The 20,462-nt window shown below is 72.2% G+C and carries 17 protein-coding genes; 6 read left to right on the forward strand and 11 right to left on the reverse strand.

Annotated elements, in window-relative coordinates; all coding sequences use genetic code 11:
• Window positions 1-158: 158 nt before the first annotated feature.
• Window positions 159-1,625, reverse strand: coding sequence for a vWA domain-containing protein (locus tag ACQP10_RS28635; protein ID WP_346019664.1), 1,467 nt, complete (start codon window positions 1,623-1,625; stop codon window positions 159-161).
• A 188-nt stretch (window positions 1,626-1,813) separates the two neighbouring features.
• On the opposite strand from ACQP10_RS28635, the gene ACQP10_RS28640 reads away from it, so the two are divergent.
• The 3 genes from ACQP10_RS28640 (at window position 1,814) to ACQP10_RS28650 (ending at window position 5,823) form a co-directional block, all read left to right on the forward strand.
• Window positions 1,814-3,586 (forward strand): asparagine synthase-related protein, encoded by a 1,773-nt coding sequence (locus ACQP10_RS28640; RefSeq protein ID WP_346019663.1) that lies wholly within the window; start codon window positions 1,814-1,816, stop codon window positions 3,584-3,586.
• 148 nt (window positions 3,587-3,734) lie between these two features.
• Window positions 3,735-5,120, forward strand: coding sequence for a selenium-binding protein SBP56-related protein (locus ACQP10_RS28645; protein ID WP_433540060.1), 1,386 nt, complete (start codon window positions 3,735-3,737; stop codon window positions 5,118-5,120).
• 103 nt (window positions 5,121-5,223) lie between these two features.
• The gene (locus ACQP10_RS28650; RefSeq protein WP_346019661.1) at window positions 5,224-5,823 is read left to right on the forward strand and encodes a hypothetical protein; all 600 of its coding nucleotides are present in this window, start codon (window positions 5,224-5,226) and stop codon (window positions 5,821-5,823) included.
• A 70-nt stretch (window positions 5,824-5,893) separates the two neighbouring features.
• Here ACQP10_RS28650 and ACQP10_RS28655 read toward each other — a convergent pair whose 3' ends face one another.
• Window positions 5,894-6,859 (reverse strand): diacylglycerol/lipid kinase family protein, encoded by a 966-nt coding sequence (locus ACQP10_RS28655; RefSeq protein WP_346019660.1) that lies wholly within the window; start codon window positions 6,857-6,859, stop codon window positions 5,894-5,896.
• 130 nt (window positions 6,860-6,989) lie between these two features.
• Window positions 6,990-7,430, reverse strand: a complete 441-nt coding sequence (locus ACQP10_RS28660; RefSeq protein ID WP_346019659.1) for a winged helix-turn-helix transcriptional regulator — start codon at window positions 7,428-7,430, stop codon at window positions 6,990-6,992.
• A gap of 76 nt (window positions 7,431-7,506) precedes the next feature.
• Between ACQP10_RS28660 and ACQP10_RS28665 the strand changes: the two genes are divergently transcribed.
• Window positions 7,507-8,892 carry an MFS transporter gene (locus tag ACQP10_RS28665; RefSeq protein WP_346019658.1) on the forward strand — a complete coding sequence of 462 codons (1,386 nt, stop codon included), beginning with the start codon at window positions 7,507-7,509 and terminating at the stop codon, window positions 8,890-8,892.
• Window positions 8,889-9,368, forward strand: coding sequence for a pyridoxamine 5'-phosphate oxidase family protein (locus ACQP10_RS28670; RefSeq protein ID WP_346019657.1), 480 nt, complete (start codon window positions 8,889-8,891; stop codon window positions 9,366-9,368). The genes ACQP10_RS28665 and ACQP10_RS28670 overlap by 4 nt, the downstream gene beginning before the upstream one ends.
• Before the next feature lie 83 nt (window positions 9,369-9,451).
• On the opposite strand, the gene ACQP10_RS28675 is transcribed toward ACQP10_RS28670, so the two are convergent.
• From ACQP10_RS28675 to ACQP10_RS28700, 6 genes are all read right to left on the reverse strand, one after another.
• Entirely contained in the window at window positions 9,452-10,300 is an 849-nt protein-coding gene (locus ACQP10_RS28675) for a formylglycine-generating enzyme family protein (protein WP_433540061.1), read from the reverse strand.
• Window positions 10,301-10,419: 119 nt separating this feature from the next.
• Window positions 10,420-11,409 (reverse strand): aliphatic sulfonate ABC transporter substrate-binding protein, encoded by a 990-nt coding sequence (locus ACQP10_RS28680; protein WP_399499502.1) that lies wholly within the window; start codon window positions 11,407-11,409, stop codon window positions 10,420-10,422.
• A complete protein-coding gene (locus ACQP10_RS28685) occupies window positions 11,409-12,191 on the reverse strand; it encodes an ABC transporter ATP-binding protein (RefSeq protein ID WP_386149436.1) in 783 nt (260 codons plus the stop codon). Before ACQP10_RS28685 ends, ACQP10_RS28680 begins: the two co-directional genes overlap by 1 nt.
• A gap of 5 nt (window positions 12,192-12,196) precedes the next feature.
• On the reverse strand, window positions 12,197-12,967 hold the full coding sequence (locus tag ACQP10_RS28690; RefSeq protein ID WP_346019653.1) for an ABC transporter permease: 771 nt from the start codon (window positions 12,965-12,967) through the stop codon (window positions 12,197-12,199).
• Complete coding sequence (locus tag ACQP10_RS28695) at window positions 12,964-14,454, reverse strand: sulfatase-like hydrolase/transferase (protein WP_433540062.1); 1,491 nt, start codon at window positions 14,452-14,454, stop codon at window positions 12,964-12,966. Before ACQP10_RS28695 ends, ACQP10_RS28690 begins: the two co-directional genes overlap by 4 nt.
• Window positions 14,455-14,540: 86 nt before the next feature.
• Window positions 14,541-15,728, reverse strand: coding sequence for an ROK family transcriptional regulator (locus tag ACQP10_RS28700; RefSeq protein WP_433540063.1), 1,188 nt, complete (start codon window positions 15,726-15,728; stop codon window positions 14,541-14,543).
• Between the two features lie 172 nt (window positions 15,729-15,900).
• Here ACQP10_RS28700 and ACQP10_RS28705 point away from each other — a divergent pair, with 172 nt between their 5' ends.
• Entirely contained in the window at window positions 15,901-18,285 is a 2,385-nt protein-coding gene (locus ACQP10_RS28705; protein WP_433540064.1) for a family 20 glycosylhydrolase, read from the forward strand.
• 77 nt (window positions 18,286-18,362) lie between these two features.
• On the opposite strand, the gene ACQP10_RS28710 is transcribed toward ACQP10_RS28705, so the two are convergent.
• Both ACQP10_RS28710 and ACQP10_RS28715 read right to left on the reverse strand, forming a co-directional pair.
• On the reverse strand, window positions 18,363-19,490 hold the full coding sequence (locus ACQP10_RS28710; RefSeq protein ID WP_433540065.1) for an alcohol dehydrogenase catalytic domain-containing protein: 1,128 nt from the start codon (window positions 19,488-19,490) through the stop codon (window positions 18,363-18,365).
• On the reverse strand, window positions 19,490-20,446 hold the full coding sequence (locus tag ACQP10_RS28715) for a DMT family transporter (protein WP_433540066.1): 957 nt from the start codon (window positions 20,444-20,446) through the stop codon (window positions 19,490-19,492). Before ACQP10_RS28715 ends, ACQP10_RS28710 begins: the two co-directional genes overlap by 1 nt.
• Window positions 20,447-20,462: the final 16 nt, after the last annotated feature.

Here is a 20,462-nt window from a genome sequence, read left to right on the forward strand (position 1 = left end):
CGGCGCGGCGTGGTACGGCGCGGCGCGACACGATGCCCGACCGGCTCGATGCCACCGGGAGGAATGGCGCGGCGTGGCCCGGTACGGCCCCCGGTGCCCGGCGGAGTGGCACCGCCCGGCCGATCAGGTCGCACGGCCCGGTACGGCCCGCCCGGCGCTCAGCCGAGGGACGTGGCCCGGCCGATCAGGTCGGCGAGCTCGCGCACGGCGGCGTCCTCGGTGAGGGCCGCCAGGCGGGCGGCCTGCCGGGCGAGCTCCCCGGAGTCCACCCCGGCGATCGGCTCGCGGGCGCGGAGATACTCGGCGAACGCGGCCGCCACCACGTCCACCTGGAACCTCGGCGACGGCCCCTCCCACGGTGAGCCCGCCAGGTCGCCGATCTCCACCGAGCGGCTGGTCTCGCCCGGCGCCCGGGTGTCGGGGTCCTGCCAGCGGACGGCGGCGGTGAGGAGCTGGCCGCCCGCCCCCTCACGCAGCCGCACGTCGTACAGGGCCGTCACCGCGTGGCCCGGGCCGACCTCCCCGCCGTCCGCGGCGTCGTCGCGGAAGTCCTCAGCGGTGAGCCGGCGGTTCTCGTAGCCGACCAGCCGGTAGGACTCCACCGTCGAGGGGTTGAACACGACCTGCGCCTTGGCGTCGCGGGCCCGCAGGTCGAGGTTGGCGGCGAGCTGCTCGGCGAAGACCCGGCGGGCGTCGTCGGCCGTGCTGACGTAGACGGCGGCGCCGTCGCCGTTGTCGGCGAGCTGCTCCATGAGCTCGTCGCCGTACTCGCGGCCGACGCCGACGCACAGCAGGGTGATCCGCCGCCCGGCGTTGTCGGCCACCCGGTCCAGGATGCCCCGCCAGCTCGTCTCGCCGGTGTTGGCCAGGCCGTCGGAGAGCAGGATGACCCGGTTGGTGGCCGCCGGGCTGAAGCTCCGGGCCGCCTCGGCGTAGCCGGCGGTCAGCCCGGCCTCCAGGTTGGTGGTCCCCCGTACGGCCAGCCGGTCGACGGCGGCGTGCAGCCGGTCGCGGCCGCTCGCCGAGGTCATGGGGATGATCGGCTCGGCCTCCTCGCTGAAGGCGACGAGCGAGACCCGGTCCCCCGCCCCGAGCTGGTCGACGAGCGTGTGCAGGGCCTCGCGGACCAGGTCGAGCCTGCCGGGCTCGGCCATCGACCCGGAGACGTCGACCACGAAGGTCAGGTTCGCCGGACGCCGCGCGCCGGACGCCGCGCCGCGGGTCCGCAGGCCGACTCGGACCAGCGCGGAGCCGTCGCCCGGCACGCGGGCGCCGTCCACCTGGACGGTGAAGCCGTTGTCGGAGGGTTCCGGGTAGTCCTGCCGGAAGGAGTTGACGAACTCCTCGGGCCGGATCCGGGCCGGTTCCGGCCGCTGCCCCTCCTTCAGCAGCCGCCTGGCGTAGTCGTAGGACGCGGTGTCCACGTCGAGGGCGAAGGTGGAGATCTGCTCGGCGGTGGCGTCCCGCCGGCCGGAGGAGTCGCGCTCCTGGGAGACGCCCGGGGGCGCCTGCCCGGAGTCGCTCTCCGGACGGGCGGGCGCGGGAGAGTTCGAACCGCTTCCGCAGGCGGCGGCGAGCATCAGGAGGATCACGGTGAGGGCGATGGCGAGCGGGCGCGGGTTCATGTCGCCTCCGTAGGGGGTACGCGTCACCCGTTACGACGGCCCCTGCCGCGTCCGCGCCGGACGCTTGACCCAAGCGAGCGTCAACCGTGCCCGGCGCGTGACCGGCGCGCCCGTTCGGCGGATGCGGTGTCCAGGCTTACGGCAGATACCTATATGTCTGGAAAAAACACGCCATAAGATTTCTCACCATGCGCGTGTATCTCGGCCTGGCGGCCAGACACCCGGGGGCGGTGATCCCGGAGGAGACGCTGCACACCGTGCGGAACGCGATCGACACCGCGTTCCCCGTCCCTCCCGAGGTCATCAGGTCCCGGGAATGGCACCGTCCCGGCGTCTCGATGTTCGCCTGGACCAACGAGCCCGACGACTCCCGCAAGCCGCCCCTGCTGGTGACCGGGCCGGACCGGGTGACCGGGGTGAACGGCTACCTCGCCGCGCCCGGCGAGGTGGACCGGCTGGCGGGCGCGGCGCACCTGGACACCCAGGCGGTGAGCGGCTGCTTCGCGGTGTTCCGGGCGACCACGGCGGAGCTGTCGGCCGCCACGGCGATCCACCGTGCCAGCCCCGTCTACTACGCGGAGACCCCCGACCTGCACATCGTCGGCAGCCGGGCGCTGCTGGTCCACCTCGCCGCCGCGGGCGAGCGGATCGAGTGGGACGTCCTCGCGCTGCAGTCGATGGTGCGCCAGGGCTACTTCCTGTCCGACGAGACCCCCTACCGGGGGGTGAGCGCGCTGCCCCCGGCCTCGGTCGTCACCGTCGCGGGCGGGCGCCGTACGATCACCGAGAACCCGCTGCCCACCGCCGGGCCCGCGCCCACCTCGCGCAGGCAGAAGAAGGCGCTGGTGGAGGAGCTGGCCGACGCCCTGCTCGCGACCGTGGAGCCGCTGCGCGCGGCCGGTGAGCCGGTGAACCTGGCCCTGACCGGCGGCCGCGACAGCCGCCTGGTCGCGGCGGTGCTGCACGCGGCCGGCATCCCGCTGCGCGCCACCACCAACGGCCTGGACACCCACCCCGACGTGGTCATCGCCGGGCGGATCGCCCAGGCGCTCGGCATCGATCACACGGTGATCCCCCCGGTCCGCGCGGAGAAGAAGGACGCCATCGTCGTCGAGCACCCGCTGGCGCGGACGTACGAGACGCTGCGGGCGTGCGAGGGCATGACCTCGGCCTACGAGTCGATCGTCGGCTACCTGCCCTACAACGCCAAACCCACCATGTCGGGGCAGAGCGGGGAGATCCTGCGGGCGGGCGGGTTCCTGCTGCTGCAGTCCGACCTGAGCGCCGAGGCGCTCCGCCGCCGGATCGACACGACGTTCCTGCGGGAGAAGGCGCTGTTCCGCGGGGAGGCCAACGAGCACGCCCGCGAGCTGGCCCGCCCCTGGCAGGAGCGGCCGGCCCTGGAGGCGCTCGACCACATGTACATCGCCTACAAGGTCGGCCGCTGGCAGGCCGGGGCCCGCGCCGGGGCCCACCGCCGGGGCGACCCCGTCTGGCCGTTCCTCGACAACCGGGTGGTGCGGGCGGCGCTGGGCCTGGACCAGCTCTGGCGGCTGTCGGAGGAGGTCATCTACGAGCTCATCGGCCGGCTCGCGCCGCCGCTCAGGCACGTCCCGATCGAGGGCAAGCCGTGGCGGTTCACCGCCGGGAGGCGCTACTACCCCTGGCAGCGCAGGCCGCAGACGCTGTCGGCGCCGAAGACCGGCGGCGGCGGGTGGAACTGGCGGACGAGCCCCGGGGAGGAGCTGACCGGCCTGCTGCGCGACCACGTGCTCGGCCACCTCGACCTGCTGGCGCCGATCGTGAGCCCCGACGCGGTCCGCGCGCTGTTCGACGGGCCGGCGCTGAAGAAGCCCACCCAGGTCTGGCATCTCTACACCGTGGCCACGATGCTGTCCGGCGTCTACCCCGGCAAGGCCCCGGAGGGTCTGGAGCCGGTCACCATCCCGATTCCGTCCTGAGTCCCCGCCGGGGCGCGTCCGGCCGACCGCGACGCCCCCGGCGCGCCACCCGCGGTCCCGCCGGAGCGGTTACCTAAAATCACCTCTGGACAGCGAAGAGTTTTCCCACTTTATTGGTAGGGTATCTATCTCGGCTCAGGAGTCCGCCATGGCACTCATCCAGCCCGATCCCACCTTCTATCCGTCCGCCCGCGAGGCCATGCGCGCGCCCCGGGAGGAACTCGCCTACGTCGCCCTGCTCGACGCCGCGGGCGGCGGGCGCCCCGACGCGATCGCCACCGTCGACCTGTCCGACGGGTCGATCGCCGCCACACTCGACATGCCGGTCCCCGGCGACGAACTCCACCACTTCGGCTGGAACGTGTGCAGCGCGGCCCTGTGCCCGTACGCGCCGCATCCGCACGTCGAGCGGCGCTACCTCGTCGTGCCGGGGCTGCGTTCCAGCAGGATCCACATCCTCGACGTCAAGGACGACCCGAGGCGCCCCCGGATCGTCAAGACGATCGAGCCGGAGACGCTCTTCGCCAGAACGGGCTACAGCCGCCCGCACACCGTCCACTGCGGCACCGACGCGATCTACGTCAGCGCCCTCGGCGACGTGAACGGCGACGCCCCCGGAGGGATCTTCACCCTCGACCACGACACCTTCGAGCCCCAGGGCCGCTGGGAGGTCGACCGCGGGCCGCAGGAGCTGCACTACGACTTCTGGTGGCACCTGGGCCACGACACGATGATCACCAGCGAGTGGGCGACGCCCAACCAGATCGAGCCCGGACCGTCGCTGGAGATGCTGGCCGGCCGTCGGTACGGTCACCGGCTGCACGTCTGGGACCTGGTCAAGCGCCGGCACCTGCAGGAGATCGACCTGGGCGACGAGCACCAGATGGCCCTGGAGCTGCGTCCCTCCCACGACCCGACGAAGACCCATGGCTTCGTCAACACGGTGATCAACGTCGAGGACCTGTCGGCGGCCGTCTTCACCTGGTACCTGGAGGACGGCGTCTGGAAGGCCCGCAAGACCATCACGATCCCGGCCGAACCGGCGCCCGCCGAGGCGCTCCCGGCGCCGCTCCGGCAGTTCGGCGCGGTCCCGCCGCTGGCCACCGACATCTCGCTGTCCCTCGACGACCGGTTCCTGCTGGTCTCCTGCTGGGGCACGGGCGAACTGCGGGCCTACGACGTCTCCGACCCGTTCGCGCCACGCCAGACCGGCTCGGTACGGCTCGGCGGCATCGCCCGGCGTGCCGCCCACCCCGCCGCCCCCGGCCGGTCGCTGAACGGCGGCCCGCAGATGGTCGAGACCAGCAGGGACGGCCGGCGGGTGTACTTCACCAACTCCCTCTACCGCTCCTGGGACGACGTCTTCTACCCCGACGGCGTCTCCAGCTGGATGGTCAGGGTGGACGTCGGCGAGGACGGCTCGCTCTCCCTCGACGAGTCGTTCTTCGTCGACTTCGCCGCCGACGGCCGGCGCGCCCACCAGGTCCGGCTGCAGGGCGGTGACTCCTCCTCCGACTCCTACTGCTTCCCCTGAGAGGAGCCGCGGTCACCGAAGGAGACGGAGCGGGCATGGCCGACGCCGCGGACGCCGAGCCGGACCCGCGGACCACGGTCGTCGAAGGGGGTGGGACGGGCCCATGGACCTGACGTCCCTGTTCATCCTGGCCGGGCTCGGCGCCTTCCACGGCCTGAACCCGGCGATGGGCTGGCTGTTCGCGGTCGCCCTCGGCCTGCAGGAACGCTCGCGGGCGGCGGTGCTGCGGGCGCTGCCGCCCATCGTGCTCGGCCACGCCGGCTCGGTGCTGGCCACGCTGGCGCTGGTGTCGGCGGCCCGGCTGGCGGCCCCGCCCCGGATCGTCACGTACGGCGTCGCGGCGCTGGTGGCCGGGTTCGGCGTCTGGCGGCTGCTGCGGCGCCACCGTCACCGGCGGACGGGCATGCGGGTCAACGCCTGGCAGCTCGCCGGGTGGTCGTTCCTGATGTCCACCGCCCACGGCGCGGGCCTGATGGTCGTCCCCGTCACCCTGCACGAGGGCGACGGGGCCGCCGCGCTGGCCTCGCAGAGCCTGGTCGCCACGGCGACCCACGCGCTGGCCATGCTGGCCACGACCACCGTCGTGGCGCTGGTCGTCTACGACCGGCTGGGGGTGGCGGTGCTGCGCAGGGCGTGGTTCAACCTCGACCTCGCCTGGGCCGTCGCCCTCATCGGCGCCGGCGCCTTCGTGGCGCTGTCCTGAGCGAACGTCCTCACCGCCGGAGCCCACCGGAGCCCACCGAAGCCCGCCGGAGCCCGCCGCGGGGCGGCCGTCAGCTCCGGCCGTCCGGGTGCTCGCGGTCGCCGGGGTGCTCCACGGTCCGGTCGTCCTTCCCGGTCGCGGCGACGGGGACGCGGACGGTGATGCCGCCGGGCACGACCTTGGCCTTCAGCTCGGTGACGGTGCCCTTGGCGCCCCCGTCCAGCTCGTACGACATCGGCGCGGCGAGCTTGACCTTGATCTTGCGCGCCCGGGTCATCCGGACGAAGGGGGACTCGTCGGACCGCCCGGCACTCATCCGGCCGAGTACCCGCGCCCACTGGATGGGGCCGCTGGCCGTGGTGATGCCGATCTCCAGCCATCCGTCGTCGGGCTGCGCGTCGTCGAACGCCTCGATGCCCCCGGTGATGGTGCCGACGTTGCCCAGCAGCAGGCAGCTCGCCTCCCCCTCGAACCAGGTGGTCTTGTCGAGCTTGACCTCCATGTGCACGAGCTCGCCGCGGACGTGCCGCAGGCCGGTCCAGAAGTAGGCCGCCCGGCCCAGCCGGTCCTTCAGCCCCCGGTCGGCGTCTTTGATCATCTCGGCGTCGAAACCGAGGCCGGCCATGACGGCGAAGTGCTCCCCGTTGACCTTGCCCAGGTCCAGCTTGCGGCTCTCCCCGTGGAAGGCGATCCGCACCGCCTCGGGGAGGTCCTCGGGGATGCCGAGGTTGCGCGCGAAGAGGTTGGCCGTACCCGCCGGGATGATCGCCATGGTGACGCCGGAGCCGGCGAGCACGTCCACGCAGCGCTGCACCATGCCGTCACCGCCCCACACGACCACCAGGTCCGCGCCCTCCTTGAGGGCCTTGCGCACCTGCTTGGGCGCCTTCTTGCTCTTGGGCACCTCGTGCCAGAGCAGGTCCTCGACGCCCTCCTCCGCGAGGAGCCTGCGCAGCTCGTCCAGCCCGCCGCCGATCGTCTTCCGCTGGTGGGCGATCACCGCGACCGTGCCGACCTTCCGCTCCTGCCGCAGCATGGGAACCTCCGTAACACCGCGTCGATCCCGCCGATCGACCCAGCGGACGGCTTCCCTCCCCGGCAACCGGCAAACGCCGCCGGCCTCCCCGCCCCCGTCCGGCGGCGGGGAGGCCGGCGGCACGAGCGGTCTAGGGGGCGCCGAGCAGCCCTTCCTCGGCGGCGATCCTGGCGTCGTAGGCGGAGCGCGCCGCGGCGATGTGGTTCTGGTGCTCCTCGGTCCAGACGACCAGCGTCTTGATCACCTCGTGCAGCGTCGCGCCGAGCGGGGTGAGCGCGTAGTCGACGCGCGGCGGCACCACGGGATGGACGGTGCGCTCCACGAGGCCGTCGCGCTCCAGATGGCGCAGCGTCACCGTCAGCATGCGCTGGCTCACACCGTCGATCTCGCGGCGGAGCTCGGTGAAGCGCATGGTCCTGCGGTCCAGGAGGGCGATGACGAGCAGCGACCACTTGTCGGCGACCCTGTCGAGGATGTGCCGGACATCGCAGTCCGCCCGCGTGTCCCATTGCCACACGTCGTCCATGGTTCCGCAGAGGTAACCCGGTGCCTTTGAAGTGCCGTCTTCCATGCTTCCCCATGGTCACGGATGATGCTCTCGGTTACAAGAAGGAACCGACTCACTTTTCCTTACCCAGGGATTCGCCATGTCTGCCATCGTCCAATCACCCCCGCTCGGCCGGATGACGCCGCGCGCGTGGGGCATGCTCCTCGTCCTGTGCGGCGCGATCTTCCTTGAAGGCGTCAACGTCGCCATGCTCAACGTCGCCCTGCCCGCGATCAGGGCCGACCTCGGCCTGTCCACCGGCGAGCTGCAGTGGGTGATGAGCGCCTACGTGCTCGGCTACGGAGGGTTCATGCTGCTGGGCGGCAGGGCCGCGGACCTGTTCGGGCGACGCTCCATGTTCCTGTCCTGGCTCGCGGTCTTCATGGTGGTGTCCGCGCTCGGCGGCCTGGCGAGCGAGGGATGGATGCTCATCGCGGCGCGGTTCCTCGCGGGCGTCGCGGCGGCGGTCATGACCCCCGCCGGCCTGTCGATCATCACGACCGGCTTCGAGGAGGGCAGGCAGCGCAACCAGGCGCTTCTGATCTACTCGGGCACCGCGGCCGGCGGGTTCTCGCTCGGGCTGGTGCTCGGCGGCCTGCTCGCCGAGGCCGACTGGCGGTGGGTGCTGTTCGCGCCCGCCCTCCTCTCGCTGCTCATCCTGGTGGCGGCGGTGCCGCTGATCCCGAGGCCGGAGCGGCAGCGGCCCGCGGGGCGGCGGGTGGACCTGGCGGGCGCGGTCACGGTCACCGGTGCCATCATGCTGCTGGTCGGCGGCATCGAGCGCGCCACCCACGTGGGTCCCGGCATGACGGCGGCGACGATCGCCGCGGCGCTGGCGCTGTTCGCCGCCTTCGTGATGATCGAGCGCAGGTCACCCCACCCTCTGGTACGGCTCGGCATCCTCCGCTCGGGGCCGCTGCTGCGCGCCAACGTGATGGGCCTGCTCTTCTCCGCCGGGTTCTTCGGCTTCCAGTTCGTCGCGGTGCTCTACCTGCAGGAAATGCGCGGCTGGACCTCGCTGGAGACGAGCCTGGCCATGCTCGCGATCGGCGCCGACGCGATCCTCGCGCCGACCCTGACCCCCAGGCTGGTCAACCGCTTCGGCAACGCCAAGGTCATCCTGTACGGCCTGCTGCTGGCCACCCTGTCGTACGCGCTGTTCCTGCCCGTCGGCATGGACTGGACCTACGCCGCCATGTTCCCCACGATGATCATCCTCGGGGTGGCGTTCGCCCTCGCCTACGGCCCGCTGACGATCGTCGCCACCGACGGCATCGACGAGAGCGAGCAGGGACTCGCGGGCGGGCTCCTCTACACCTCCTTCCAGTTCGGCGCCGCGCTCGGCCTGGCCGCCACCACCGCCGTCATCTCCACCTCGCAGAACCTCGCCGGCGGCTACCGGCCCGCCCTCGTCGTGCCGCTCGTCGCGGCGGTCCTGGCCGCGGCGGTCAGCGCCTTCGGGCTCGTGAAGGGACGCACCCGATGACCACCGTCTTCGCCGACATCGAGCAGGAGTTCAACGCCTTCGTCGGCTCGATCGTCTACTCCACCATGGTCACCGTCGACGCCGCCAACCGGCCGCGCACCCGCGTGCTCATCCCCGTCTGGGAGAACGCCGACGGTGAGCCCCTGGGCTGGCTGGCCACCTACAGGACGCCCGTCAAGGCCGCCCATCTGGCGGGGAACCCGAACACGAGCTTCTCCTACTGGTCGCCCGGCAACGACTCCGTCGCCGTCGACGCGGTCGCCGGCTGGGTAGACGACCTGGAGGCCAGGCGGCACGTGTGGGACCTGTACCGCAGGACCAGCCCGAGGGGGGCCGGGTACGACCTCGGGAACTTCTGGCGCTCGCCGTCCGACCCGAAGCTGCACGTCCTGCGGCTGGAGCCGTACCGGATCCAGGTCATCCGCGGGATGGACCTGCGCAGCAGGATCTGGCGGAAGTCCCCCGCGCTCACCTGAGGGGGCACCGCCCCCCGGAGGCCACGGGGCCGGCGGCCGCACCGGCCCCGGCCCCGGCGCCCGGTGAGGGGCCGCGGGGCGGGTCAGCGGGAGAGCGCGCAGCGGAAGCCGCTGTGCCCGGTGGAGGAGTCGGGCGTGTTGCCGGTCCGCGCGGCCACCCGGTAGCGGTTGCAATAGGACTCGTGGCACATGTAGGAGCCGCCGCGGATCACCCGTGCCTCGCCGGTCGGCGGGCCCTGCGGGTCCACCCGGGTGAGCGCGGACTCCGCGGCGTGCCAGTCGGTGCTCCACCGGTCCTGGCACCACTCCCAGACGTTGCCCGAGGTGTTGTGGAGGCCGTACCCGTTCGGCGCGAAGGACTTGACCGGCGCGGTGCCGACGTACCCGTCGGCTCCGGTGTTCGAGTGCGGGAACGTGCCCTGCCAGATGTTGCACCGGTGCCGCCCTCGCGGCGTCAGCTCGTCACCCCAGGGGTAACGGGCCTGGACGAGCCCGCCGCGCGACGCCATCTCCCACTCGGCCTCGGTGGGCAGCCGTTTGCCCGCCCAGGCCGCGTAGGCGGTCGCGTCGTTCCAGGAGACATGGACGACCGGGTGGTTCTGCCGCGACCTGACGTCCGATCCGGGGCCTTCCGGGTGACGCCAGTCGGCGCCCGCCACCGCCACCCACCAGGGGGCGCCCGGGACGGTGCCGTCGATGACGTGGCGCGGGTCGGCGAAGTGCCGGAAGACGAACGACCAGCCGTACCGTTCGGCGTCGGTCCGGTGACCGGTGGCCTTGACGAAGGTGGCGAACTTGGCGTTGGTCACGCACACAGGGTCGACGAGGAACGGCGACAGCGTCACCTCCCGCACCGGTCCCTCGCCGTCCGCCGCCCAGCCGTCGGGGTCCTCGCCGCCCATGAGGAAGGCGCCGCCCGGGATGGCCACCATGCCGCCACCGGCGTTCGCGCGTCGCGCGGAAGCGGAAGCGGAAGCGAAAGCGGGGGCGGGGGCGGCGATGGAGCGTTCCCGGACGGGACCCCGGCCCGGCGCGCAGCAGGCGTCCGTCATCAGCCGCTTGCCGCGTTCCGGTAGAGGTCGGCGGTGAAGTAGGTGCCGGGGTCGGGCGACTCCGTGATCTTGCCCATTCCGACGAAGACGTCGGCCAGGTTCTTGTACCAGCCGCCCACCGTTCCGTCACCCGCGAGCTTGGTCAGCTCGGAGGTCGGAAGGATCCTGGTGACCGCGGACGCGCCCTTGAACCGCTCGGCCGGCGCCTTCAGGAAGGTCGCGGTGAGCTGTTCGGCCTCGGCGGTGTGCGCGGCGATCCAGTCGTCGGCCTCCTGGATCACCTTGATGACCTTGGTGGTCGTCGCGGGGTCGTCCTTGACGATCTCGTTGCGGGCGACGAACGAGCTGGGGAAGCTGACCTGGGGGTAGAAGTCCTCGCTCTTGGTCAGCTCGACCAGGTCGGGGACGTTCTTCTTGATGTTGTCGATCAGCGGGTACCAGATGGCCGCCGCGTCGACCTGCTTGGCGGAGAACGCCGTGACCACGGTGCTCGGGTCCATGTTGACCTTCTGCACGTCCTTGATGGTCAACCCGGCCTGCTTCAGGGCCAGCTGCAGGATCATGTCGCCGGAGGTGCCCTCGGGGACCCCGATCTTCTTGCCCTTCAGGTCGGCGATCCCCTTGATGCCCGAACCGGCGTGAGTGATCACCCTGTCGGCTATGCCGAGCATGTTCGGGGCGATGATCTTCGCCTTGCCGCTGGCCGGCAGCCAGGCCGCGCCGGAGCCGATGTAACCGAAGTCGAGGTCGCCCGCGCCGAGCGCCTGGACCTGCAGCGGGCCGTTGGTGAACACCTTCAGGTCCGGCTTGAGGCCGTGCTTGGCCCACAGGTCCTGTTCGTCGGCGACGGCCAGGACGGCCGCGCCGGAGAAGTCGGCGATGTAGCCGAACCGCACGGCCTTGGAGCCGTCGTCGTCGCCGGAGGAGCAGCCGGTCAGGGGCAGCAGGAGGACCAGAGCGGCGGCGGCCACCCGGAGGGGGGACTTCATCAGGGGGATCCTTCGAGCGTGGTGGGCTGGTGGTAGACGGCGTGCCAGACCTGCCGGCGCAGTTCGGCGAACTCGGGTGACAGCCTGATCTCCTCCGAGCGGGGGTAGGGCAGGCCGACGTCGATGACCTGGTGGACGCGGCCCGGCCGGGCGGCCATGACGATCACCCGGTTGGCCAGGTAGACCGCCTCGTCCACGTCGTGGGTGATGAACATGACCGTCCGCCGCTCCCGGCTCCAGGTGTCCAGGAGCCGGTCCTGGAGCTGGACCCTGGTCAGCGCGTCGAGGGCGCCGAAGGGTTCGTCCATCAGCAGGACGGTGGGGTCGACGGCGTAGGCGCGGGCGATGGCGCAGCGCTGCTTCATCCCACCGGACAGCGTCCTGGGCAGCGCGTCGGCGAAGTCGGTGAGTCCGACCAGGTCGATGAAGTGCTGGGCCTTCGCCCGCCGCTCGGCCTGTCCGACCCCGGCGATCTTCAAGCCGAACTCGACGTTCTTGCGGACGCTCATCCAGGGGAAGAGCGCGTACTGCTGGAAGATCACCCCGCGCTGCGGGCTGGGGCCGTGCACGGCGGCGCCGTCCACCAGGACCTCGCCCCCGGTCGGGGTCAGCAGGCCGGCGGCCGCGTTCATCAGCGTGCTCTTGCCGCATCCCGACGGGCCGACCACGGTGACGAACTCGCCCTCGGCGATCGACAGGTCGACGTCGTCGAGCGCGGCGAACTCGCCGGCGCCGAGCTCGAAGCGATGCGAGAGCCCGCGAAACTCGATCTTGGGAGTCACCGTGCTCACCTCCGTTCCTGCCAGCCGGTCAGGCGTCGCTCGGCCAGCAGCAGGGCGCGGTCCATGAGCAGGCCGACGAGGCCGATGACGATCAGTTGGACGAAGATCGTGGAAAGGTCGTAGTACAGCTGCGCCTGCTGCATCCGGTAGCCGAGCCCTTCCTGGGCGGCGATGAGCTCGGCGGCGACGACCGTGGCCCACGAGGCGCCGAGGCCGATCCGCATGCCGACCAGGATGAAGGGGGTGGAGGCCGGGATGACCACGCCGGTGAAGACGGTGCGGTCCTTCGCGCCGAGCACCCGGGCCGCGTTGATCAGCGTGTTGTCGACCGAGACCACGCCCTGGAAGGTCGAGACGACCGAGGACAGGAACGAGGCCAGGAAGATGACGAAGATCTTCGGCGTCTCGCCGATGCCCAGCAGGACGATGGCCAGCGGGATGATCGCCAGCGGCGGGACCATGCGGAAGAACTGCAGCCACGGCTCGATCAGGCCGCGGATCGCCGGATACCACCCCATGAGGAAACCGACGGGTACGGCGAGCAGCACGCCGAGCGCGAAGCCGATCAGCACCCTGCGGAGGCTGGCGAGCAGGTCGAGGGGAAGCGTCCCGTCGCCGACCAGCGTGCCGAAGCGCTCGACGACCGACAGCGGACCGGGGAAACCCTGGATGCCGCTGTTGGCGAGCAGCGTCCAGACCAGCAGGCCGAGCACGCCCGAGCCGGCGGTGAGCAGCAGGGCCGGCCTCTTCGCGGACCCCTTCGCGGACCGGCTCACGGCGCGACCTCGTCCGCGACGCCGTCCACGTCGGCGGCGCGGTCGCCGCCGATGTCGGCCATGTAGCTCATCCAGGTGTAGGCGGGGTCGCCCCGGCGCTGGAGCTCCCGGTAGAGCCGGAGGGTGAGGTCCCGGCGCACTTCCGCGTAGGCCGGGACGGTGTAGACGTTGTTGAGCTCGTGCGGGTCGCTGTGCAGGTCGTAGAGCTCGTGCACGCTCTCGGGGTTGAAGACGAACTTGTGCCGCCGGTCCCTGATCATGCGCTGGGAGTAGGGGAAGTGGTGGCCGTGGAACTCGGTGACGACCTGGTCGCGGCCGTCGGCCGCCTCACCTCTGATCAGCGGCAGCAGGCTCTCGCCGTCGCACGGTGACCGCGGCGGGAGCCCGGCCAGTTCGAGGATCGTCGGGTTGAGGTCGATGAGCGTGACGAAATCGTCGACGACGCGGGGGGCCGCGCCGGGCACGCGCACGATGCCGGGGATGCGGTAGATGTCCTCGTACATCGCCGGCCCCTTGTCGTTGAGGCGGTGGGAGCCGGTGAACTCGCCGTGGTCGGCGGTGAACACCACCGTGGTCTCGTCCCACAGGCCCAGCTCGCGCAGGCGGGCCAGCAGCCGGCCGATCTGGTCGTCGATCATCGTGACGTAGCCCCAGTACACCGCGATGAGTTTGCGCCAGGCGTCGGCGTCGAAGTGGTCGGCCGACCAGTACTCGGCGTAACGGCGCTGCACCTCGGGCTTGCCGTGGAAGGTCTCGGCCATCGAGGCGGGCAGCGGGACCAGCGACGGGTCGTACATGTCGTAGTAGTGGTCGGGGATCAGGTAGGGCAGGTGCGGGCCGTACCAGTGGCAGGAGAGCATGAACGGCTTCCCGCCGTCGCGGAAGTCGCGGGCGTAGCGTTCCAGGAGCTCGATGGTCCGGTCGGTGAGGAAGGTCTCGACGGTGGCCTCGACCGGCTGCTGGAGCCGGCCGGCGATCAGGTGGCCGCGGCCGGAGTCGTTGGGGGCCTTGCCGAAGACCGCCTCGCGCACCGCGAAGGGCGGGTGGCCGTTCTCCTTCAGCCACCGCTCGTAGGACGGGTGGTGGAAGGGGTTCAGCGCGCCCGGCAGGTGCTCGCCGTCCATGGCGTAGAACTCCGGGCCGCGGTTCCTCCCGATGTGCCACTTGCCCACGTGGCCCATGTTGTATCCGGCGTCCAGCAGCGGCCCCGGCAGGACCGGGTGGTCGTCGGCCACCTCGTCGCGGGCGCCGCCGTTGCGCTCGGGGTTGACCAGCAGGCCGTGTCTGAACGGGTGCAGGCCGGTGAACAGGGACGCCCGTGCGGGGGTGCAGATCGCGGTCGGAGTGTAGAAGCGGTCGAACCGAGCACCCTCCGCGGCCAGGCCGTCCAGCGCCGGGGTGTGCACCGACGGGTTGCCGTAGCAGCCCAGGGTGTCGGTCCGGTGCTGGTCGGTCATGAGGAACAGGACGTTGCGTGGGGTACTCAAACTCACCCTCCGGTCAAATTTTTCCTGAGGCTTGACGTTAATTGGCGGAAGGATGAACCACAAGAGGTGAGAGTGAGATCTTTTTGTCAGCCGACCGTCGGACGCAGGTGCTCGGCGATGACCGGCTCCTCGTGCAGCATCAGCGCGATCGCGCCCAGGGCCGAGGCGCTCGACCCCAGGTCGCCCGGGACCACGTCGATCCTGCGCGGCGAGTTCGGCAGCGACAGGGACGCGACGGTGCCGCGGACCGGGTCCAGCACCAGGCTGCCGAGGGCGGACAGCTCGCCGCCCAGGACCACCCGCTCCGGGTCGAGCTGCACCACCGTGTCGGCCAGGACCCTCCCGAGGTCGCCCGCGGCGGCGGAGATCACCTGGCAGACCTCGGGCACGCGGTCCTGGGCCGCGGTGACCAGCTCGGCGAGGCCGGGTAACGCCACGCCGCGGGCGGCGCAGGCGTCCAGGAGCGCCGGGCCGCCGATACGGCCCTCAAGGCAGCCGCGGCCTCCGCAGTGGCAGGGCGGTCCGTCCGGGTCCAGGGAGACGTGGCCGAGCTCCCCGGCCGCGCCGTGCGCGCCGCGCACCAGCCGGCCGCCGAGGATGTAGCCCCCGCCGACGCCGACCGACCACCGCACGTAGACCACGTTGTCGACGGACCTCGCCGCACCCCAGGTGCGTTCCGCCAGCGCCGCCAGCCTCGCGTTGTTGTCGACCGCCACCCGGACCCCGAACTCCCGCTCCAGGCGCGCGGTGATGGGGGAGTATCGGGCCGGCACCAGGCCCAGGGGCACGTCCGGATCGTCCACGACGCCGACGATCCCCAGCCCGATCGCCTCCAGCGCGCTCAGGCGCACGCCGCGCTCCCGCACCACCCGCCTGACCAGGGAGACGGCGATCTCGGCCTGCGCGTCGAGGTCGCCGTCCCGCGGCAGGTCCATCGCGTCGGTGGCGACGATCTGGTGGGAGACGTTGGCCACGGCGACGCGGACCTGCTGCCGGGCGAGCTCCAGCCCGATGAGCTGGCCGGCCTCGGGGTTGAGCCTGACCTGCGCCGCCGGGCGGCCCCGGCCACGCGGGCCGGCCTCCGGGCCGCGGGTCTCGACGATCGCCCCCTGCTCGATCATGTCTGAGATGATCGCGAACAGGGTGGTCCGGGACAGGCCGGTGCGCGCCATCAGCTCGGCCCGGCTCAGCGCGCCACTCGTCCGGAGGTTGTCGAGCACCGCCTCCTCGTGAACTCGTCGGAGGCGCTGCAGCGCGTCGGCGGGCCTGCTCATGCCCGCATGGTGACAGTCAGGTCAATTTTTGTCAACTCTTCGGAATAAAGGCAACGCTCCTCGGAGGATTATATTCCGAACTATTGACTAAATAGGAGCCTAGGCGAAGACTCTGGCGTTACCGACCGGGCCCCCGGCACCACCGGCCCCGTCATCGTTCCTGAGGAGACTCATGCCCGACGCCCCCCGTCGCTTGATCCCCCCGATCAAACGGCTCTCCCTCGCCGCCCTCCTGGCCGCCGCCCTCCCTCTCGCCGCACCGGCGCCGTCCACGGCGACGGCCGCACCCACCCCCGTCAACCTGGCGCCGTCCGGCACCGCCGAAGCCTCCAGCGTGGAGCTGGACCGGCCGGACTTCGCGGCCGCCCACGTGATCGACGGAGACTCCGCCACCCGCTGGTCGTCCAAGTACGCCGACGACAACTGGGTGCAGGTCAAGCTCGACGAGCCGTCGAAGGTCGATCACGTCACGCTCAGGTGGCCCAACGCCTGCGCCCGCGACTTCGTGCTGCAGACCTCGGCCGACGGTCTCACCTGGACCGACATCGCCTCCCTCCAGCGCGACACCTGCCCGCGCGTCGACGTCATCGACGTCGGCGCGGACCGGCCGGTCTCCTACGTCCGCATGCAGGGACGCAAGCGGTGGGCCGGCTACGGCTACTCGATCTCGGAGTTCGAGATCTGGAACCTGCCCCGGTCGCCCAAGCCGACGCTCGGCCTGCTGCCCAAACCCGTCTCCCTGACCGAGGACGGCGGGCAGCCGTTCGTCCTGCACGGCAACACGCGCATCGTGACCTCGGGCGCCGGCGCGCAGGCCCCGGCCGACTACCTGGCCCGGCTGCTGCGCACCGCGACCGGGTACCGGGTCCGCGTCGCCGCCCACGGCGACGGCCCCTCGCCGATCTTCGTCTCCGTCGGGCCGGGCAAGGGACCCGCCGGGCACGAGGCGGAGGGCTACACCCTCAAGGTGACCTCCGGCGCCGTTACCATCGAGGCCGCCACCGCCAACGGCGCGCTCAACGCGGTGCAGACGCTGCGCCAGCTCCTGCCGCAGTGGGTACCGGCCGGCGGGACACGGTCGGTGCCCGCCGTGACGATCACCGACTACCCCCGCTTCGCCTACCGGGGCGTCATGCTCGACGTGGCGCGCAGCTTCTACCCCGTCGCCGACGTCAAGCGCTACATCGACACGGCCGCGCAGTACAAGATCAACCGGCTGCACCTGCACCTGACCGACGACCAGGGCTGGCGCATCGCCATGGACACCCCCGCCGACAACCCCGCGGGCATCGACTACGGGCTGCTCACCCGGGTCAGCGGCGCCACCGCGATGACCCGGGACGCCAACGGCAACCTGATGGGCACCGAGCTGGGCCACACCGGCTTCTACACCAAGGCCGACTACACCGAGATCGTCCGGTACGCGGGCGAGAACGGCATGGTCGTCGTGCCCGAGATCGACCTGCCCGGCCACACCAACGCGGCGTTGCACGCCATCCCGCAGCTGAACACCGCGGGGGCGCTCCCCCGCCCCGCGCCCGGCCAGACCACCGTGCCGGCCAACGGCACCGGCGCGGTCGGCTACTCCTCGCTGGACTCCGCCTCGCCCGCCACCTACGAGTTCGCCGAGCAGGTGCTGACGCAGCTCGCCCGGCTCACCCCGGGACCGTACCTGCACATCGGCGGCGACGAGGCCCACTCCACCGGCCACGGCGACTACACCAAGATGGTCGACGCCTTCACCCAGGACGTCGCCGGCCTCGGCAAGACCGTGATGGGCTGGAACGAGTACTCCTCCACCGCGCTCCCCAAGGACAAGGCGATCGTCCAGTACTGGAGCGGCGACAAGGCGCAGGTGTCCAGGGCCGTCGCCGAGCACGGCGCCGAGGTGGTCCTCTCCCCCGCCTCCAACGCCTACGTGCCCCAGAGGCAGGACCCGCGCCAGCCGCAGGGCGGCACCTGGGCCTGCGGCGGGGTGTGCGGGCTCGACCGGCACTACGGCTGGGACCCCGGCGCGTTCCTGCCCGGCGTGGCCGAGTCCAGCGTGCACGGCGTGGAGTCGGCGCTGTGGGGTGAGTGGATCCGCGGCATCCGCCAGGCCGAGTACTGGAACTACCCCCGGGTGATCGCCACCGCGGAGGTCGGCTGGACCCCCCAGGCCCAGCGCGACTACCAGGACTTCAAGGAGCGGCTGTCGGTCGCGGGCGGTCGGATGACGGTCGCGAAGGTCAACTTCTTCCCCACGGCCGACGTCCCCTGGCGGATCGCGGTCCTGGGCGCCTCGGGCGCACCCGGCCAGGCGCGGTGGACCGTCACCGCGCCCGGGTACGCCGCGGGCGACCTGCCCGCCACGATCTCCTGGAGCGACGGCGTCCAGGAGACGGTCACCCTGACCACCGACCGGCCGGGCAGCATCCCCGAGATGTGGAACAACGGCGCCTTCACCGCGGTCTCCACCCGCGCCTTCCCCGGCGCGGGACGCTACACCGGCACACTCCGGATCAAGAGACCCGGCTGGGCCGCGGTCGAGGGAACGCTCACCGTGACGGTGGGCTGACCCCGGCCGGGTGGGCTCCGATCCTCATGATCGGAGCCCACCCGGTCCCGCGGGGAGAGACGCCCGGGACCCGCGGATCAGACGCGCCGTCCGGAGGGGTCGTCGAACACGATGACCTGGCGGATGGCGGTCCCGTCGGCGAGCTGGTCCATCGCCTCGTTCACCTCCGAGAGCCGGATCCTCGCCGACACCAGCGCCTCGACCGGGAGCCTGCCCTCGCGCCACATCCGCGCGAAGACGGGGATGTCACGGGCGGGGACCGCCGAGCCGAGATAGCTCCCGATGATGGTCCGGCCCTCCGCCACGAGCCCGAGCGGCGAGATCGACGACCGGGCGTCGGGCGCCGGGAGGCCGACGGTGACGGTGCGGCCGCCCGGAGCGGTCGCGGCGACCGCGGCCTCGAAGGCCCGGGCGTTCCCGGCCGCCTCGATGACGACCGGCGCCCTGATCCCGAGCTCGGCGACCTCGGCGGGGCCGTACGTCGCGTGGGCGCCCAGCTCCCGAGCGGTGGTGAGCTTGTCCGGATTGCCGTCGACGCCGATGACCGTGACGCCGTCCAGGGCGAGGGCGGTGATCAGCGCGGCCATGCCGACGCCGCCGAGTCCGACGACCATCACCGTCTGGCCGGGGGACGGCCTGCCAGCGTTGACGACCGCGCCGCCGCCGGTGAGGACGGCGCAGCCGAGGATCGCGGCGACCTCGGGGGGCACGTCCTCGCCCACCGGGACGACCGAGTGCCGGTCGACGACGGCGTGGGTGGCGAAGGCGGACACCCCGAGGTGGTGCAGGACCTCGGTGCCGTCCCGGCGCAGGCGGACACCGCCGCCCAGCAGCGTCCCCGCGTTGTTCGCCGCGCTTCCGGCGACGCAGGGCGTCACCCCGTCGGTGGCGCAGCCCTCGCACGCGCCGCAGCGGGGCAGGAAGGTCATGACGACCCGCTGCCCGACCTCGACGTCGTCGACGCCTGCGCCGACCCGCTCCACCAGGCCGGCCGCCTCGTGCCCCAGGAGCATGGGGACGGGGCGCACCCGGTTGCCGTCGACGACCGACAGGTCGGAGTGGCACACGCCCGCCGCCTCGATCCTGACGAGGAGCTCGCCGTCGCCGGGCGGGTCCAGTTCGAGCTCGGAGACGGACAGCGGCCGGGACGCGGCGTACGGGCGGGACCGGCCGATCTCCTCCAGGACCGCTCCGCGGATTCTCATCACAGCACCTTTCCGGACGATTCCAGGTTCTCTTCGGTGTCGGTTTCTCCGGCGGACGGACGCGCGGTGGGAGCCGCCGGAGACGAGTCCGGGCCGCCGCCGTCCGCCGCCTGTTCCGGGGCGTCCCGGCGGTTGGCGAGCAGGACGCCGGCGCCGCCGAGGACGAGCCCCGCGACGGCGAGCGGATGCAGCGACTGGCCGACGAGCAGCCAGGCCAGCACCGCCGTCACCGACGGGGTCAGGAAGAACAACGTGCTCACCCGGCCGGCGGACCAGCGGAGCAGCATCGTGTTGAGCAGGATGAACGCCGCGATGGAGTTGACCAGCACCATCCAGGTCACGGACGCGCCGAACGCCGTCCAGTCCGACACCCGCGGCGTCTCGACGGCCAGGCAGGCCAGCCCGACCGCCGGGGCGCTGACGAGGAGCTGCACGGCGGTCCCGGTGCGGACGTCCATCCGGGGGACGAAACGCTTCTGGTAGAGGGTGCCGGCGCTCAGCCCGAGCAGCCCGAGCAGGCACAGCAGCACACCCCAGATCGAGAGGCTCACCCGGTCGGCGACGGCGAGGACCACACCGGCGGCGCCGAGGGCGAAGCCGAGCGCCTGCCGCCGGGTGACCGTCTCGCCGAGGAACCGGCCGGCCAGCACGACGACGACGGGGCTGAGCCCCTGGACGAGGGAGACGACGGCGGCCGGGAAGCCCATGCCGAGCGCGGTGTAGAAGGCGCCGAACTGGACGGCCTGGATCAGCAGACCGGTGACGGCGATGTGCGCCACGGCCCGGCCGCGCGGCCAGGGGGCGCGTGTGACCAGGGCGTACCCGGTGAGCAGCACCCCGGCCAGGGCGAAGCGCGCGAACATCAGGAGCAACGCCGGAGCGGCCTGAAGCCCGGGGATGCCCGCGATGAACGCGCTGCTCCAGAGCACGACGAACGCGGGGGGCGCGAACGCCATCAGGCGCGGGCCGCCC

Source organism: Streptosporangium sandarakinum, assembly GCF_050942225.1.
Taxonomy (GTDB): Bacteria; Actinomycetota; Actinomycetes; order Streptosporangiales; family Streptosporangiaceae; genus Streptosporangium; species Streptosporangium nondiastaticum.